The sequence below is a fragment of the Pandoraea commovens genome, from assembly GCF_024704525.1.
Taxonomy (GTDB): Bacteria; Pseudomonadota; Gammaproteobacteria; order Burkholderiales; family Burkholderiaceae; genus Pandoraea; species Pandoraea commovens.
In genome coordinates, this window is the sequence record NZ_CP102780.1 from 1,959,014 (window position 1) to 1,974,238 (window position 15,225).

The window sequence follows — 15,225 nt, forward strand, 5'->3', positions numbered from 1 at the left end:
ACACACTTTCGTCCTGGCGCGTGCGTTGGCGTGCGGCCCGGGACGGCACACGAAAAAAGAGAACGACTCATGAAGAAGCAACTGATGTATCTCGCGCTGTTCTGCCCGCTCAGCGCGTTCGCAGCACACCCGTTGACCTCCGACGACACGGGCACGCAGGGTGACGGCAACTGGCAGTTCGAGACGAACGGCGAAGTCACGTCGAAGCAGGAGGACATCGGCCGTCAGACGCTCTGGAACAGCACGCTTACGCGCGGTTTCGGCGAAGCGCTCGATCTGTACGTCAATGTGCCTTACACGAATATCCAGAACCGCTCCGAGAGCGCAGGCAGCGGCGTTGGCGACGTGGAGACGGGCGCCAAGTGGCGCATGTACGACGACGGCGCGTTCAGCATCGGCCTCAAGCCGTACCTGACCTTTCCGTCCGGCAACGATCAGCGCGGGCTGGGCACGGGCCGGGTCAATGCCGGAGCGACGCTGCTCGCGCAGTATCAGATCGACGACTGGACCTTCCTGGCCAACGTCGGCGGCGCCTATCAGGCGAACCGTCAGGGGCAGCGGCAGGGGGTGTGGAAGGCGTCGGCAGCGGTGTTGTATCGCGTGTTGCCGTCGACGCAACTGATTCTGGACGTGGGCACGTCGCAAAACCCCGATTTTGCGCAGAAGACGAACCCGGCTTTCATGATTCTCGGGGCCATCTACAGCCCGACATCGTGGATGGATCTCGACGTCGGCTATCGGCGCGGTCTGAACCCGCAAACCTACGACTATTCGTGGATGGGCGGGCTGACGATGCGCTGGTAAGCGTTTGATGGTAAGTCCTTATCGCGAAAAGAAAATTCTCGCGCCGTACGCGCTCGAGCGTTCTGCAAAAAATCGGGGCGTACGGCATGCACGGGACATAAGATGCATGCCGGGGCCATGTTAAACTGACTCGCAAAATCATCAGAGGCGGCGCGCCGTGCGCCGCCTGATTCGTTCCCGCTTCCAATCCGCTTTTCGCCTACGTCCGCCGTCGATGCGACTTACCGACCATACCGATTACAGTCTGCGCACCCTGATCTACGTCGCGGTTCATCCCGACGAGCTTGTGCATGTGCAGTCCGTGGCGGACGCCTTCGACATTCCCAAGAATCACCTTGTGAAGATCGTGCAGAAGCTCGGCCAGCTGGGCTTTCTGCATACCGTGCGCGGACGCTCGGGCGGGATTCGTCTGGGTCGCGCGCCGGAGCGCATCGGACTAGGGGAAGTCGTGCGTGCGATGGAACCCGATTTCGCGATGGTGGAGTGCTTCCATCAGGGAGACAACGCTTGCGTCATCACGTCGGCGTGCCATCTGCGCGGCGTGCTGGGCGAGGCGCTGCGCTCGTATTTCGCGGTGCTCGACCGCTACACGCTGGCCGATCTCGTCAACCAGCCCAATGTGTTGCGTCGTCTTCTTGGGGATGCGGCGGCTGCCGTGATCCCGGTCGCCGACATCAAAGTGAAGCGGCGCACCGCCGGGGCGTAAGCGGGCGTCGGGCGCTCGAAAAACCGCCGCAATCTCCCCTTTTTCGGCCATCCGATCAGCGTTCGCTATCGACGTCATAGCGCGCGCCAATCACGTTCGTCAGAACTGGACGAATGGTCGCATCTTGCAGACGTCCTGCCGTGCAAGCCGCGCTGTCCTTTCGTAATCTCTAGTCATGCCCGCTAGCGTTCTTCCGGTGAAACGGATGGACGCACAAGGGAAAACGACACACGGCACACGCTGCCGAACGAAAGGAGTTTGATCATGAACGCTCGTATTTTCGCCGCCGCTCTTATCGCCACTGCATCGCTGGCTTCCGCTTCGGCTTTCGCCGAGACGCAAACGGCCGACGCTGGTCAATCCGTCGCGTCGCAAGGTGTGAGCCGCGCGCAAGTGCTTGAAGAATTGCGTGTAGCCCGTGCATCGGGCCAGTTGGATCAATCGCTGCAAACGTATCCGTCGCTGCTGCAACAAGGTGCATCGGTTGGCCGCTCGCGCGCTGAAGTGCGTTCGGAAATCGGGACGGCCACGCCGGTGGCTGCTGCCGCCGATAACCGCGCCTGAGCGCGTGTCGGGTGAATGCGTTAGTTGAGCTTCTGCCCAGGCATGGCAAGGGCAAGGAGAGTGGTAAGAAGCGGGGCGAAGGGCGGTCCAAGCAAGGGTTGCGTAAATCCTCCATAATCGGCGCACCGGGTTTTTTCGACGAGTGCGCCATGGACCGGCTCTCCACCCTGATTTCGAATTTCGGCGTTCGCGCCGGTGTGTTTCATAGCGGCGGCATGTGCGGTATCGCCAGCTATGGTGTCGACGCCCACGATGGCGGTCACCTGCACTTGCTGCGCTCGGGCGAAGTTGCACTGGTGACGGAAGATGGTGTGCGGCAACAGATCGCCGAACCGTCGCTGATTTTCTTCCCGCGCCGTAATCATCATCAATTGCTCTCGGGCGAAGCGGACCGCACAGAACTGGTGTGCGGGTCGTTATCGTTCGACGGCGGCCACAACAATCCGCTGGTCGCCGCATTGCCCGAGTTTCTCGTTCTGCCGACGAAATCGCTCTCCACGCTCGAACTCACACTGAACTGGCTGTTCGCGGAAGCGTTCGGGCAGAGCTGCGGACGTCTGGCCGTCATGGACCGCCTGTTCGAGTTGCTCGTGATTCAGTTGCTGCGCCACGTGCTTGAGCATCGTCTGGTGAGCTTCGGCATGCTGGCCGGGCTGGGTGATCCGCGTCTCGCGCGCGCACTGAACGTCATCCACAATCAACCCGGCGAAGCGTGGACGGTCGAGTCGCTCGCGAGCACTGCCAACATGTCGCGCGCGAATTTCGCCGCGCAGTTTCGCGAAGTGGTTGGCCAGTCGCCTGCGGACTATCTGCTGGACTGGCGCATCGGTCTGGCACAAAAGCGTCTGCGCGACGGTCAGCCGATCGCTCGCGTGGCGGAGGAGGTCGGGTACGACAGCGCGTCGGCGCTCGCGCGCGCTTTCCGTCGCAAGACCGGCAGCAGTCCGCGCGACTGGCTGCGGGCGCAGATGCACGCGGTCACGACGTTGCCGCGTCCGCGCGTAGAGATTGTCCCGGCGCTGCCTGCGCAGGCAGCGTAGTCCGATGCCATACGGCATGCGCAGCAACGGCCCGTGAGGGCCGTTGTTCGTATTGCGCCCCTGTTTTAGAACACGTGGCTGACGCCCAATCGCACCACCGTCTGCGAGTTGGTGGCGGACGACATGCCGTTCGCGGCGTCACCGACCGAAGCCGTCGCGTCGATCACGTTACCGAAGGCGTCGAGCGTGCTGCCCGAGGCCTTCTGGTAGCCCGCCAGCGCATACAACTCCGTACGTTTCGACAGGTTGTAAAACGCCGCCAGGTTGAATTGGTGGTACTTCGCACCTGAAACGTTTGCCGCCGGGGCGTTCACCTTCGTGAAGCTATAGCCGCCACCCAGACGGAAGGCGTTCGTGAAGCGATACATCCCCAGCACGCCGACCGTGTCGAACTTCGCCGTGCGCGTGAAGCGCGAGAACGTGCCCGCCGAGTATTCGGTGTGGCTGTAATTCGCGCCCAGCGTCGCGTCGCCGATCTGGTAGGTCATCGATGTGGCGATCACGTCGCGTGCCTTGGCGCTGGCGTAACCGGCGTTGATCGACGAGGCGAATGCCGACTCGGATGAACCCGCCCAGCTACCGATGGTCGTGTCCGTGGCGCTCGCCTTGTCGTTGTTGGCGTGCGAGAAGCCGACGCCCCACGTGAGCGGGCCGTTCGCGTACTGTCCGGCGAGGCCCCAGGTGTTCTGACGTCCCATCGTGCCCGGCTGCCCGCCGAAGCCGTACATTGCCCCGAACGTGAAGCCGCCCCACGTCGGCGAGCGATACTTGACGCTGTTGTTCACGCGCGAGCTGTGGTCGAGATTGTCGACGTCGCCCGGGTGTGCGGCAACGCCCGAGAGCAGCGCGGTGCCACCGACGGAGCCGACGAGATCGATCAGCGGGTCGTACTGACGGCCGAGCGTCACGGTGCCGTACGCTTTGTCCTGCAAGCCGACATACGCATGACGGCCGAACTCTGCGCCCCCCTGACTGGCCGTGCCGTTGCCGAGGTTGAAGCCGTTCTCGAGGCGGAACAACGCCTTTAGGCCACCGCCGAGATCTTCCGTGCCCTGCATGCCCCAGCGGCTGCCTTGCCACGTTCCGCTCTGGAACGCGTAGTTCGACGCGCCGGTCATGGTGGCCGGGCGGCCCGCCGCACCTGCGCGGGTCACACTGGCGACGTTGCTGGCGTAGCCGACGCCGCCGTCGACAATGCCGTAAAGCGTGATGTTGGACTGGGCGTGCGCGAGCGTAGCGGCGCCGCAGCCGATGACCAGTGCAACGGCACGGGCGAGAGGCGAGTGGACGAAAACCTTCATGGCGTGTTTCCTGAGCGAGGTGAGGCTAAAGGGTGATGCGCGTCCCGGTGTCGTTTCCCGGGATTTCGCGTCACATGAGAAATTAGGAATCCTAAAAATATGAAACTCGACTTCCCGAATGTCTGAGACGAAGGATCGGCGGGAAGTCGGGGGGTGCGTCTGTTATCGACGCGCGTCCCGGGCGCTACGTGGTTACGTTGCTCTGTCGTTAGTGCGCGTATTACTTCGCGGCGTCTTTCCCCTGATTCGCCAGCGCGGCGCGCAAACGCGCGGGAGAGTCCGTCATCACGGCGTCGAAGCCCAGTTGCGACGCGGCTTCGAAGTCCTGCGGCGTTTCGACGCCGAAGGCGACGAGGTGCACGTCGCCGCGCGACTTGAAGCACTGCACGGCGGCCGGTGTCCACCAGTTCGCGACGATCTTCGACACGCCTTCGCCGAGCGTGAAGCGCTCCACCACCTCTACCTGGCGATGGAATTCGATGCCCGCCCACGTGCCCGGGGCGGGCGGCGCGGCGCACTGGCCCGCGAGGGCGGCGGCCACCAGACGGTTGCGTGTGGCGTCGCGCGATTCGAAGAGTTGTGCTTGCGGACGACGGGCGCGCATGCGGTCCGTCGCCTCTGCTTCCGTCGAGTAGAGGCGCACGCGCGACCAGGCGTTCGTGTCGTCGAGCACCTTGATGACGGCCTCGACCAGCGGCGCGGCAGGCGTTTGCTTCATGTCGAGCAGCACGGGCACGTTGGCGGGCACGGCGGCCAGCGCTTCGCGCAGCGTGGGGATCGGCAACGGGTGGTCGCGGAAGGGGTGGACGGTCTGGCCGTTGGCGTCCTTGCGGGAGAAGGCGTAACCGGCGTTCAGCTTCTTCACGTCGGCATAGTCGAGATCGGCGAGCTTGCCACGACCGTCGGTCAGTGCCGAGACATCGGCCGGACGGTACATCACGGGCACACCGTCACGCGTGACCTGCACCGTCATCCAAAGCGCCTGGGCGCCGTTTTGCAGCGCGTTGGTGAAGGCTTGCACGGTGTTTTCGGGGGTGTCGCCCGTGCCGCCGCGATGCGCAACGATCAACGGGGCGGCGCTGGCCGCAGACGACGCAAGCGTACCGAAAACGCAGGCGAAGGCGGCCACGCTAATGGCAGCGAGGCGGACGGTGGAAGCGCGAAACGAAGCGGATGACATGATGTGCGGTCTCTGTCGTGGGCGTGAGCGATGAGTGTCGGAGCGTTCGAAGCGGTCTGATCAAACAACGAGAATTTCGGGCGAGTCCCCGCGAATGCGATTGTTCAGCAAGGCAGGCAGTGGGGCGTCGGTAATGACGAGATCTTGCTCGTCGAGTTGCCCGCCGCGCACGCTGGGCTTGCGGGTGAACTTGTAGGCGTCCGCAACAAGAATGCGGTAGCGGCTGGCGTCGCGCAGCGCTTCGCGTGAGGCCGCTTCAACGCGGTCGTAATCGAGGAGCGTGCCGTCGTCGTCGATGCCGCCCACGCTGTACACGCCCACGTCGGCACGGTAGGCGCGAAACAGTCGGTCGGCTTCGTCGCCCAGAATCTCGGGGTTGGGCGAGCGCAGTTCGCCGCCGGGGACGATGACGCGATGTTCCGGGTTGCTCGCGAGCACCAGTGCTGCACGCAGATTGTTCGTGATGACGCACAGACGTTTGCGATGCACGAGCGCCACGGCCACCTGCTCCGGCGTGGTGCCGATGCCGAGCAGAACGGTTGCACCGTCCGGAATGCGTTCAGCCGCGGCGTGACCGATGCGCAGTTTGCCTTCGAGGTTACGGACCCGCCGCACTTCATAGGGCTGGTTGGCGCCCGGCGTCATCAGACGCGCACCGCCGTGATAACGGCGCAGTACATTCGCGTCGCACAGTGCATTGACGTCGCGACGAATCGTCTGCGTGGCAACGCTGAAGTGCTCGGCGAGGGCGTCGACACTCATTTCGCCGTGCTGGCGGAAGAGGGCGACGATGCGGGTCTGGCGGTCTGAAAGGTCCATCGGACGGTCGTGATGTGCACATTCGTTCTGGAATGGGCGCCACTTTGACAGCCGAGAGTGACATTCAAATGACGATGTCGAATGTTCAAATGAACATTTTCATTTAGCGAGAAGTGTTCGGATGAATTGGCGTGACAGGGGCATTTGCTTCGAACTTCGCGCGACGCGTGGAAAAGAAGGTGCGCACGTTGCGAATGTTGGCCGAGCTTTTGAAGAGCCGCCGCGCAAGTTCGTCATAGGCGGCCATGTCGGGGACTTCGGCGATGACGACGAAGTCAGGCCCCGGCGAGACGCGATAGCACTGCGTGACGGACGGTTCGTCGCAGATGTAGGTCTCGAAGGTGTCGTAATCCTCGGCGGTCTGCCGGTCGAGGCTCACTTCTACGACGGCTGTCAGTGTCGGGCCGAGCTTCGCGGCGTCGACGATGGCGATCTGGCGGGCGATCACACCCGCCTCCCGTAGCGCGCGCACACGTCGCAAGCAGGTCGGGGCTGAGGCGTGCACCCGTCGCGACAGTTCGAGGTTCGAGATCGATGCGTCCAGTTGCAGCGCGCCGAGGATTCGTAAGTCCAGATCGTCGAGGGTGAGGCTTGGCATGGGGTTTCCGGGCAGGCATCCGATAGTGTGAAATTTTATTTCACAATGATGGCTGTGTGAATTTAAATTTCATGAATATAAGAAAATTGATGATTAATTTCAATGCGTCAACTCTACCATCGCTTCACTGGCTGGCAACGACTCATTTCGGAGAAGCGTTATGTGTGGAATCATCGGCGCGGTCGCGCAGCGGGACATCGTTCCCAATCTGGTCGACGGTCTGAAGCGTTTGGAGTATCGCGGGTACGACTCGTGCGGCGTCGCGCTGTATCGCGAGCGTGAGCTGGTGCGTGCGCGCAGTGTCGAGCGCGTGGCGAATCTTCAAGAGGAGGTCGGACGTCTTGGCTTGACGGGTTACACCGGTATTGCCCACACGCGTTGGGCAACGCACGGCAAGCCGGTCACGGACAACGCACATCCGCACTTCTCGCCGAATGCCGAGACTCCGCGTATCGCGCTTTCGCACAACGGCATCATCGAGAACCACGAGGAACTGCACTCGGCGCTTGAGGCGCAAGGCTATGTTTTCGCGAGCCAGACGGACAGCGAAGTCATCGCGCATCTGATCGACCATCTGTACGACGGCGACTTGTTCGAGGCGGTGAAGTCGGCAGCGGCGCGACTGCGCGGCAGCTACGCGATTGCGGTGATCTGTCGCGACGAGCCGCATCGTCTCGTCGGCGCGCGCGATGGCATGCCCTTGATTCTCGGTGTGGGTGACGGCGAGAACTTCATCGCGTCCGACGCGATTGCGCTCGCCAACGTCACCGACCGCATCGTCTATCTGGAGAACGGCGACGTTGCGGACGTGCAACTGCATCGCTATTGGGTCGTGGACGCTCAGGGACAGCGCGTGGAGCGTGCGGTGAACCGGGTGGCAGCGCACAGCGGTGCGGCGGATCTCGGACCGTATCGCTATTACATGCAGAAGGAAATCTTCGAGCAGCCGCGAGCCGTCGCCGACACGCTGCTGGACGTCACGTCGATCATGCCGGAGTTGTTCGGCGATAACGCGTGGCGCGTGTTCAATGCGGTGGACTCTGTGTTGTTGCTCGCTTGCGGCGGCAGCTATCACGCAGCGCTCACGGCGAAGTACTGGATCGAGAGTCTCGCGCAGGTGCCGGTGAGTGTGGAGATCGCGAGCGAGTATCGCTACCGCGACAGCGTGGCGAATCCGAAGACGCTGGTCGTCGCGGTCTCGCAGAGCGGGGAGACGGCGGACGTGCTCGGCGCGGTCCACGTCGCCAAGCAACGCGGGATGTTGCACACGCTGGCGATCTGCAACGTGGCGACGAGTGCACTGGCGCGCGAGTGTGCGCTGACGTTTTTCACACGGGCAGGGGTGGAGATCGGTGTGGCGTCGACCAAGGCATTCACGACGCAACTGGTGTCGCTGTTCATTCTGGCGCTGACGCTGGCGCAGAGCCGCAACCGATTGTCGGACGAGGACGAGCAGCAGCATCTGAAAGCGTTGCGTCACTTGCCGGATGCGATTGCCAAGGTGCTCGCGCTGGAGCCGCAGATCATTGCGTGGGCGGAGCAACTGACACGGCGTCAGGACATTCTCTTTCTTGGGCGCGGCCTGCACTTTCCGGTGGCGATGGAAGGCGCGCTGAAGATGAAAGAGATCTCGTACATACACGCAGAAGCGTATCCGGCGGGGGAGCTCAAGCACGGGCCGCTGGCGCTGGTGAGCGATGAGATGCCGGTGGTGGCGGTTGCACCGAACGACCGTCTGCTGGAGAAGCTGAAATCGAACATGCACGAAGTGAGCGCGCGCAACGGCAAGCTGTACGTCTTCGCCGACAGCGATTGCGGGTTATCACCGGGGCCGGATATTGAAGTGATTCGGCTGACCGAACATTACGGTCTGCTGTCCCCGATTCTTCACACCATCCCGATGCAGTTGCTCGCGTATCACGCCGCCGTTGCGCGTGGCACAGACGTGGATAAGCCTCGAAATTTGGCAAAGTCGGTGACGGTGGAGTAGTCATGTGGGGCGTAGCGCCGGGTCCTCACCAAGCAGTTGCCGAGCCCCCAATTGCGAACCCACGTGCGGCTATGCCAGAGCGCTGGAACTCCTATCGATGACAAAAAGCTCATTCACGAATTCACGCGTGCCTGCGGAAGCGGCCAGACTGAGGACGCTCGTTGGCGCGCTTGCCTTGGCCGGTGTCGCATCCTCCCCGACGGTCACATTGACGATTGCCTTCCCCGAAGTGGGGAATGTCGGAAACACGCCTGTAATCTGAGAGTCGCTGACGATGGTGAAGCTGCTCGCAGGGATCTTCCTGGATGCGGAATCGACGAAGTACACCTGTACCGCTTTCGAAAATCCCGTTCCAGTGATGGCGAACTGGGTGCCGCCCGCGCGGTCAACCTGGGTGTTGGAGAGGTTGGTGATGGTCGCCATAATATCTCTCGATCAGGGATGTGCAAATGACGCTCGCCAAACGACGGTAAGCGTTTCGGACCTGCCGCCTGACGACAAGCTGGCGGCGCTTTCAATCTAGGTGACGCTGGCCAATTGCGCACCTGTCAACCCTGACAGTGGCGCTCAGAAACGACAAAGCCCCGCGCTTGGCGGGGCTTTGTATGATGGCTCGGTCAAACGTGGTCAGTGAGCGCGTTTCCCCACCAACCGTAATCCACTCGCCAGACACCCGGCCGCCGAAAACGCCGCACCCCATGCCAGTGCCCAAGTCGAACCGTGCGTGCCGAACAGGCCCAGCGCCAGTGCTACGAGTGCGGCACCCGTTGCCTGACCCAGCAGACGTGACGTCCCGACCATACCGCTCGCGCCGCCGCTGCGCTCAGGCGGTGCGCTGTGCATGAATGCCTTCAGGTTCGGCGACTGGAAGAAACCGAAGCCCAGCCCGCACAATCCCATACGCCAGCCGATATCCCATAACTGCGCATGCTCGGGCATGATCGCCAGCAACGCCATGCCCGCACTCAGCATGGCCAGCCCGATCGCACCCAGTGCGCCCGGGGGATATTTGTCCGACAGACGTCCGGCCACCGGCGCAATCGCGGCCACGAAGAACGGCCACGGCGTCATCAGGAAACCCGTTTCGATAGGGCTGCGATGCAGCACGTTCTCGAAGTAGAAGGGCAGCGAGACCAGTCCCAACCCTTGCGTCGCGAAGGCGCAGATGGCTGTGAGCGTCGACAACGCGAACGCGGGCAGACGCATCAGATCGACCGGCAGCATCGGCGCACGATGGCCGCGCTCGCGTCGGATCAACGCCCAGCCGAAGACGAGCGCGCCGATGAAGCAGGCCAGCGTCAGATGCCAGTCGGCCTGCTGCGCACTTTGGCTAAGCGCAAAGATCAGCAGCGAGAACGTCAGCACGTTGAGCAACGCCGCAATCATGTCCGGCTTGTGCTCGCTGCGCGGCGTGTCGGGCAGGTTGCGACGCGAGAATGCCAGCGCCAGCAATGCCGTCGGCACGTTGATCAGGAACAGCCACGGCCAGCTCGCGAACGCCAGCACGAGCGACGCGACCGTCGGCCCGATGGCGAACGAGATGCCGACGATCAGGGCGTTCAGCCCGACACCACGTCCCAACTGCGCCGCCGGATACAGGAAGCGGATCAGCGCAATGTTCACGCTCATGACCGCTGCGGCGCCCACGCCTTGCAGCACACGCGCCCCCGCAAGGAAGCCGAGCGACGGCGAGAGCGCGCACAGCAGCGACGCGGCGAGAAACACCGCCACGCCCCACATGAACACACGCTTGTGGCCAACGCGCTCACCCAGCGATGCGAAGGGCAGCAGCGTTGCGACCATCGCTAACTGGTAGGCGTTGACGATCCAGACAGAGGCGGACGGCGTCGTATTCAGATCGAGCGCCATCTGCGGCAAGGCCGTGTTGGCGATGGCGGTATCGAGACTGGCGAGCGAGACGGCGAGCAAAATCGCCGTCATGGCGAGCCCGCGTCCGGTGGCAGGGGGCTCGTGCAATTGCGCCGCGGCAGGGGCGGGCGGCGCGCTTGCCGCCGATGTGTCGGCGGTCGGAGGCAGCGACGACATGACGGATCAGCCCTCGGCCAGAATCTGACGGATGGCTTGCTCGAAGACTTCCGGCGGCTGTCCGCCGCTCACGAGATGTCGGTTGTTGAAGATGATCGCCGGTACCGAGCTGATGCCGAGATTCTGATAGTGGCGCTCCAGCGCACGCACCTGATCGGCATACTCGTGCGTCGACAGAATCTCGCGCGCGCGAGTGGTGTCGAGACCGGCCTGTTGCGCGGCGTCGACGAGCACTTCGGGATCGCTCGTGCGCTTGCCGTCGACAAAGTACGCGCGGAACAGGGCTTCCTTGAGGGCGAGCTGTTTGTCGTTACCCACGGTCTGCGCCCAGTGCAGCAGTCGATGCGCGTCGAACGTGTTGTAAGCGTGCGTGCGCAACTCCATGCGCATCGGGAAACCTTCGGCGGCAGCACGGGCACTGATGTTCGCCCGGTTCTGCGCCATCTGCTCCGGCGAGAGACCGTACTTGCGCGACATGTAGTCGGCAAGCGGCACGCCCTCGACCGGCATGTCGGGGTTCAACTCGAACGGGCTGAAGTGCAGGTCGGCTTCGACCTCGTTGCCCAGACGGGCGAGCGCGGTCTTCAATGAGGCGAGACCGATGGCGCACCACGGGCAGGCGACATCGGAGACAAAGTCAATCTTGAGAGTGGCAGGCATGATCTGACGGCGCCAAAGCGGCGCGTGCAATGAAAAACGCGTCGCCTTGCGCGACGCAACATGGCAATCGTCGCACAAATCGATAAATCTCGCCGATTCCCACGCCGTCATGTCCGGAACCCTTTGCCCCTGCGCATTTTGGGCTAAGGTGACGGAGCTGCGCGATGCCGATGGATGTTTTGATGACCGGAATCAATGTTTCGTCTGATGAATCGCTTCGCGGATGCCTCCGTTGTCTTCCCCCCAGACTGACCTACAAGGAGTCCGATATGCTGTCTGTTGCCGATCTCGTCGCCTCGCTGGGGCTGATGCCACACCCTGAGGGCGGGCATTACCGCGAGACGTACCGCGCCGCCGGAACGGTCGCCGCCGACGCGCTGTCCGGTGTTTTTTCCGGGCCACGCAGCATTTCCACTGCGATTCTCTATTTGCTCGAAGCAAACGACTTTTCCGCGTTTCATCGCATTCGTAGCGACGAAGTCTGGCACTTTCATCTCGGCGGCACGCTCTGGATTCACGAGATCGATCCGTCCGGCCACCTCACCACAACATATCTCGGACACGATGTCGGGAACGGCGAGCAGTTGCAGCATGTGGTGCCCGCAGGTCACTGGTTCGCCGCGCAGCCCGCACCGTCGACAAGTTTTGCGCTGGTCGGATGCACCGTCGCGCCGGGCTTCGCCTTCGAAGACTTCGAGATGGCCGACCCGGCGGCGCTCGCCGCGCAGTGGCCGTCGCATGGTGAGCTGATCGCGCGACTGGGGCGCGGCGCGTCTGCGTGATCACGGGCTTGAACGCGTTGAAGCGGTCGACGGACGCAACCTCGCAGAGTGCGATAGCATCGACGCAATCCCGCAACACAGCTGATGACTGACGCTATGTCCCATCCCGATGACGTTCACTTCTATGACCCGGCCAAAGGCCACGGCCTGTCTCACGACCCGTTCAAGGCGATTGTCGCGCCGCGCGTGATCGGCTGGATTTCGAGCCGTGACGCGCAAGGTCGCGTCAACCTCGCGCCGTATAGCTTCTTCGGCGCCTTCGCGTCGTTCCCGGCCATCATCGGTTTTTGCAGCGAGGGTTACAAGGACTCGATCGCGAACATCGAAGCCACGCGTGAGTTCGTTTGGAACCTGACGAGCAAGTCGCTCGTCGAGCAAATGAACCGGACGTCTGCCCCCGTGCCGCATGAGGTCGACGAGTTCGAACTGGCTGGCTTGACCAAAGCGCCTGGCGTCAATGTGGACGTGCCGCACGTGGCCGAGTCGCCCGCGTCGCTCGAATGCAAGCTGCTGCAAATCGTGCGCATGCACGATCTCGACGGCAAACCGATGAACAACTGGCTTGCGCTGGGGCAGGTGGTCGGCGTGCACATCCGTCGCGAGTTCCTGCGCGAAGACGGTCTCTTCGATACGGCCAAAGCGCATCCGGTCATGCGCGCGGGTTATCTCGGCGACTATGCCGAGATCGGTCCGATGTTCGATCTGCGTCGTCCGAAGGCCTGAGCAACGCGCCGCACTGTCCTCAAATTCCACAATGCGTTATTGACGAAATCGGCGCACGCATCGATTGACTTTGTCATGCGTGTGCGCGTTCGGACTGCGGCCCATTGTCGCGCGGCGCTTTCGTCGACGCGACAATCGCCGACCGGCCGGTCGGACATGATGCTCGCAATCATTTGTAAAATTTGCTGCGATGCAAAATGTATTTCGGACGCGTATGCTTGCCACCTTCGTTGACGCCCCTGCGCCCGGCGTCCCCTCCCGTAGGCATTGAACAGCCTTGATTTGCGCGTTTCGCTCTCGCGATGCGCGCAGGGTAGGTTCGTCCCTGGCGCCGTCAACGTAGCGCATTTGCGCTCGTTTTTTGTTGCGGCACACCAGGACCCCCAATGTTTCCCATCCTGTCCCTTCTGATCTGGCTTCCCATCGTGGCTGGCGCGCTCGTCATGCTGCTCGGCCAGGATCGATTCCCCAATACCGTTCGCTGGGCGTCGCTCGCCGCCGCCGTAATCTCGGCGGCGCCGCTCGTGCCGCTCGTGCGCGGATTCCGGACCAGTGTGTCCAGTTTGCAATTCGTCGAGCGCTTCCGATGGATCGACTCGTTCGACGCGTCGTGGCATGTGGGCATCGACGGCATCTCGCTGTGGCTCGTGGCGCTGACCGGTGTGACGACGATCATCGTTGTGCTCGCGTCGTGGCGCGCCGTGACCACGCGCATGAGTTCGTACTTCGGCAGCTTCCTCGTGCTCTCCGGCCTGATGCAGGGCGTGTTCTCGGCGCAGGACGGCATGCTGTTCTTCGTATTCTTCGAAGCCACGTTGCTGCCGCTGTACCTGCTGATCGGTGTCTACGGCCGGGCTAACAGCACGCGCGCAGCGGTGAAGTTCTTCTTCTTTTCGCTGACCGGTTCGCTAATGATGCTGGTCTCGATGCTCTATCTGTACATGCAGACGCAGAGCTTCGACATCGCACGCTGGCAGGCGCTGCACCTGCCGCTCGTGATACAGGTGATGTTGTTTATCGGCTTTCTCGGGGCGTTCTCGGTCAAGGTGCCGATGTGGCCGGTCCACACGTGGCTGCCCGAGGTGCACCTCGACGGACCGACCGGTGCGGCCGTCATGCTCGGCATGCTGAAGCTGGGCGGTTACGGGCTGCTGCGCTTTAACCTGCCGCTGTTGCCGGACGCCAGCCATTTCCTCGCGCCGTTGATGGTGGTGCTCTCGCTGGTCGCGGTGATCTACGCGAGTCTGGTGGCGCTGGTGCAGACCGATTTGCGCAAGCTGCTGGCGTACTCGGCGGTGGCGCACATGGGGTTGGTGACGCTGGGCCTGTTCCTCTTCTCCGAGATGGGGACCGACGGCGCCGTGATGCAGATGATTTCTTACGGCATCGTGTCGGGCGCCATGCTGTTGTGCACGGGCATGTTGTATGACCGCACCGGTAGCTCGTCCATCGATGCCTATGGCGGTGTGGCCGCAACGATGCCGCGTTTTGGGACCTTCGCAATGCTGTTCTCGATGGCGAACGTCGGTATGCCGGGCACGTCGGGCTTCGTCGGCGAGTTTCTCGTGCTGATGGGCGCGATCAAGGCGAACTTCTGGATCGGCGCGCTTGCGTCGCTCACGCTGGTGCTGAGCGCGGCTTACACGCTGTGGATGTACAAGCGCGTGATCTTCGGTCGTGTGGGCAACGCCCGTGTGGCGTCGCTCAAGGACGTCAGCCGCCGCGAGTTCGCGCTGCTTGGTGCGATGGCCGTGATGGTGCTGGGCATCGGCCTCGATCCGAAGCCGCTGACCGATGGCATCGACGCTACGGCGATTCAGGTCGTGCAGGACATCGAAAATCACCGTCTGCCCGCTGGCGATCCGGGCAGCAGCGAGATGGCAGGGCGTCATCACGGCGACGCTGCCGGACACGCGGCGGCGGCGGTGAAGGGCGCGCGTCCGGATGCCTGATCCGTCGTGACGTAATGAAAATGGGCGCTGTGATGCGCCCATTTTCATTTGCCTGCTAGC

15 protein-coding genes are annotated in these 15,225 nt (G+C 62.9%); 8 read left to right on the forward strand and 7 right to left on the reverse strand.

What is annotated here, in order from left to right; translation table 11 throughout:
* The first annotated feature begins 69 nt into the window (after nucleotides 1-69).
* The 4 genes from NTU39_RS09210 to NTU39_RS09225 all read left to right on the forward strand — a co-directional run bounded on the left by NTU39_RS09210 (nucleotide 70) and on the right by NTU39_RS09225 (nucleotide 3,114).
* Complete coding sequence (locus NTU39_RS09210) at nucleotides 70-804, forward strand: transporter (RefSeq protein WP_257959708.1); 735 nt, start codon at nucleotides 70-72, stop codon at nucleotides 802-804.
* A gap of 214 nt (nucleotides 805-1,018) precedes the next feature.
* Complete coding sequence (locus NTU39_RS09215) at nucleotides 1,019-1,510, forward strand: Rrf2 family transcriptional regulator (protein WP_150664678.1); 492 nt, start codon at nucleotides 1,019-1,021, stop codon at nucleotides 1,508-1,510.
* Nucleotides 1,511-1,774: 264 nt separating this feature from the next.
* On the forward strand, nucleotides 1,775-2,074 hold the full coding sequence (locus NTU39_RS09220; protein ID WP_150664679.1) for a DUF4148 domain-containing protein: 300 nt from the start codon (nucleotides 1,775-1,777) through the stop codon (nucleotides 2,072-2,074).
* A gap of 149 nt (nucleotides 2,075-2,223) precedes the next feature.
* Nucleotides 2,224-3,114 carry an AraC family transcriptional regulator gene (locus NTU39_RS09225; protein WP_150664680.1) on the forward strand — a complete coding sequence of 297 codons (891 nt, stop codon included), beginning with the start codon at nucleotides 2,224-2,226 and terminating at the stop codon, nucleotides 3,112-3,114.
* 65 nt (nucleotides 3,115-3,179) lie between these two features.
* On the opposite strand, the gene NTU39_RS09230 is transcribed toward NTU39_RS09225, so the two are convergent.
* The 4 genes from NTU39_RS09230 to NTU39_RS09245 form a co-directional block, all read right to left on the reverse strand.
* A complete protein-coding gene (locus NTU39_RS09230; protein WP_257959709.1) occupies nucleotides 3,180-4,415 on the reverse strand; it encodes a porin in 1,236 nt (411 codons plus the stop codon).
* Between the two features lie 220 nt (nucleotides 4,416-4,635).
* A complete protein-coding gene (locus NTU39_RS09235) occupies nucleotides 4,636-5,595 on the reverse strand; it encodes a glycerophosphodiester phosphodiesterase family protein (RefSeq protein ID WP_150664682.1) in 960 nt (319 codons plus the stop codon).
* Nucleotides 5,596-5,655: 60 nt separating this feature from the next.
* Entirely contained in the window at nucleotides 5,656-6,414 is a 759-nt protein-coding gene (locus tag NTU39_RS09240) for a DeoR/GlpR family DNA-binding transcription regulator (RefSeq protein WP_257959710.1), read from the reverse strand.
* Nucleotides 6,415-6,517: 103 nt separating this feature from the next.
* Entirely contained in the window at nucleotides 6,518-7,012 is a 495-nt protein-coding gene (locus tag NTU39_RS09245; protein ID WP_257959711.1) for an Lrp/AsnC family transcriptional regulator, read from the reverse strand.
* A gap of 160 nt (nucleotides 7,013-7,172) precedes the next feature.
* Here NTU39_RS09245 and glmS point away from each other — a divergent pair, with 160 nt between their 5' ends.
* Entirely contained in the window at nucleotides 7,173-9,002 is a 1,830-nt protein-coding gene (glmS, locus tag NTU39_RS09250; RefSeq protein ID WP_257959712.1) for a glutamine--fructose-6-phosphate transaminase (isomerizing), read from the forward strand.
* Between the two features lie 69 nt (nucleotides 9,003-9,071).
* On the opposite strand, the gene NTU39_RS09255 is transcribed toward glmS, so the two are convergent.
* The 3 genes from NTU39_RS09255 to NTU39_RS09265 form a co-directional block, all read right to left on the reverse strand.
* The gene (locus tag NTU39_RS09255) at nucleotides 9,072-9,425 is read right to left on the reverse strand and encodes an IPT/TIG domain-containing protein (RefSeq protein WP_150664686.1); all 354 of its coding nucleotides are present in this window, start codon (nucleotides 9,423-9,425) and stop codon (nucleotides 9,072-9,074) included.
* A gap of 204 nt (nucleotides 9,426-9,629) precedes the next feature.
* Nucleotides 9,630-11,048: an MFS transporter gene (locus tag NTU39_RS09260; protein WP_257959713.1), complete on the reverse strand. Its 1,419-nt coding sequence runs from the start codon at nucleotides 11,046-11,048 to the stop codon at nucleotides 9,630-9,632.
* Nucleotides 11,049-11,054: 6 nt separating this feature from the next.
* Nucleotides 11,055-11,708, reverse strand: coding sequence for a DsbA family oxidoreductase (locus tag NTU39_RS09265; RefSeq protein WP_150664688.1), 654 nt, complete (start codon nucleotides 11,706-11,708; stop codon nucleotides 11,055-11,057).
* A gap of 269 nt (nucleotides 11,709-11,977) precedes the next feature.
* On the opposite strand from NTU39_RS09265, the gene NTU39_RS09270 reads away from it, so the two are divergent.
* From NTU39_RS09270 to NTU39_RS09280, 3 genes are all read left to right on the forward strand, one after another.
* Nucleotides 11,978-12,490: a cupin domain-containing protein gene (locus NTU39_RS09270; RefSeq protein WP_150664689.1), complete on the forward strand. Its 513-nt coding sequence runs from the start codon at nucleotides 11,978-11,980 to the stop codon at nucleotides 12,488-12,490.
* Between the two features lie 96 nt (nucleotides 12,491-12,586).
* Nucleotides 12,587-13,213 (forward strand): flavin reductase family protein, encoded by a 627-nt coding sequence (locus NTU39_RS09275; RefSeq protein WP_150664690.1) that lies wholly within the window; start codon nucleotides 12,587-12,589, stop codon nucleotides 13,211-13,213.
* A gap of 386 nt (nucleotides 13,214-13,599) precedes the next feature.
* Nucleotides 13,600-15,165, forward strand: coding sequence for a complex I subunit 4 family protein (locus NTU39_RS09280; protein ID WP_257959714.1), 1,566 nt, complete (start codon nucleotides 13,600-13,602; stop codon nucleotides 15,163-15,165).
* The last annotated feature ends 60 nt before the right edge of the window (nucleotides 15,166-15,225 follow it).

What these genes read in the sequence shown, in the direction of transcription:
- NTU39_RS09210 (WP_257959708.1), top strand. Translation starts at nt 70, where the DNA reads ATGAAGAAGCAACTGATGTATCTCGCGCTGTTCTGCCCGCTCAGCGCG.
- NTU39_RS09215 (WP_150664678.1), top strand. Translation starts at nt 1,019, where the DNA reads ATGCGACTTACCGACCATACCGATTACAGTCTGCGCACCCTGATCTAC.
- NTU39_RS09220 (WP_150664679.1), top strand. Translation starts at nt 1,775, where the DNA reads ATGAACGCTCGTATTTTCGCCGCCGCTCTTATCGCCACTGCATCGCTG.
- NTU39_RS09225 (WP_150664680.1), top strand. Translation starts at nt 2,224, where the DNA reads ATGGACCGGCTCTCCACCCTGATTTCGAATTTCGGCGTTCGCGCCGGT.
- NTU39_RS09230 (WP_257959709.1), bottom strand. Translation starts at nt 4,415, where the DNA reads ATGAAGGTTTTCGTCCACTCGCCTCTCGCCCGTGCCGTTGCACTGGTC.
- NTU39_RS09235 (WP_150664682.1), bottom strand. Translation starts at nt 5,595, where the DNA reads ATGTCATCCGCTTCGTTTCGCGCTTCCACCGTCCGCCTCGCTGCCATT.
- NTU39_RS09240 (WP_257959710.1), bottom strand. Translation starts at nt 6,414, where the DNA reads ATGGACCTTTCAGACCGCCAGACCCGCATCGTCGCCCTCTTCCGCCAG.
- NTU39_RS09245 (WP_257959711.1), bottom strand. Translation starts at nt 7,012, where the DNA reads ATGCCAAGCCTCACCCTCGACGATCTGGACTTACGAATCCTCGGCGCG.
- glmS (WP_257959712.1), top strand. Translation starts at nt 7,173, where the DNA reads ATGTGTGGAATCATCGGCGCGGTCGCGCAGCGGGACATCGTTCCCAAT.
- NTU39_RS09255 (WP_150664686.1), bottom strand. Translation starts at nt 9,425, where the DNA reads ATGGCGACCATCACCAACCTCTCCAACACCCAGGTTGACCGCGCGGGC.
- NTU39_RS09260 (WP_257959713.1), bottom strand. Translation starts at nt 11,048, where the DNA reads ATGTCGTCGCTGCCTCCGACCGCCGACACATCGGCGGCAAGCGCGCCG.
- NTU39_RS09265 (WP_150664688.1), bottom strand. Translation starts at nt 11,708, where the DNA reads ATGCCTGCCACTCTCAAGATTGACTTTGTCTCCGATGTCGCCTGCCCG.
- NTU39_RS09270 (WP_150664689.1), top strand. Translation starts at nt 11,978, where the DNA reads ATGCTGTCTGTTGCCGATCTCGTCGCCTCGCTGGGGCTGATGCCACAC.
- NTU39_RS09275 (WP_150664690.1), top strand. Translation starts at nt 12,587, where the DNA reads ATGTCCCATCCCGATGACGTTCACTTCTATGACCCGGCCAAAGGCCAC.
- NTU39_RS09280 (WP_257959714.1), top strand. Translation starts at nt 13,600, where the DNA reads ATGTTTCCCATCCTGTCCCTTCTGATCTGGCTTCCCATCGTGGCTGGC.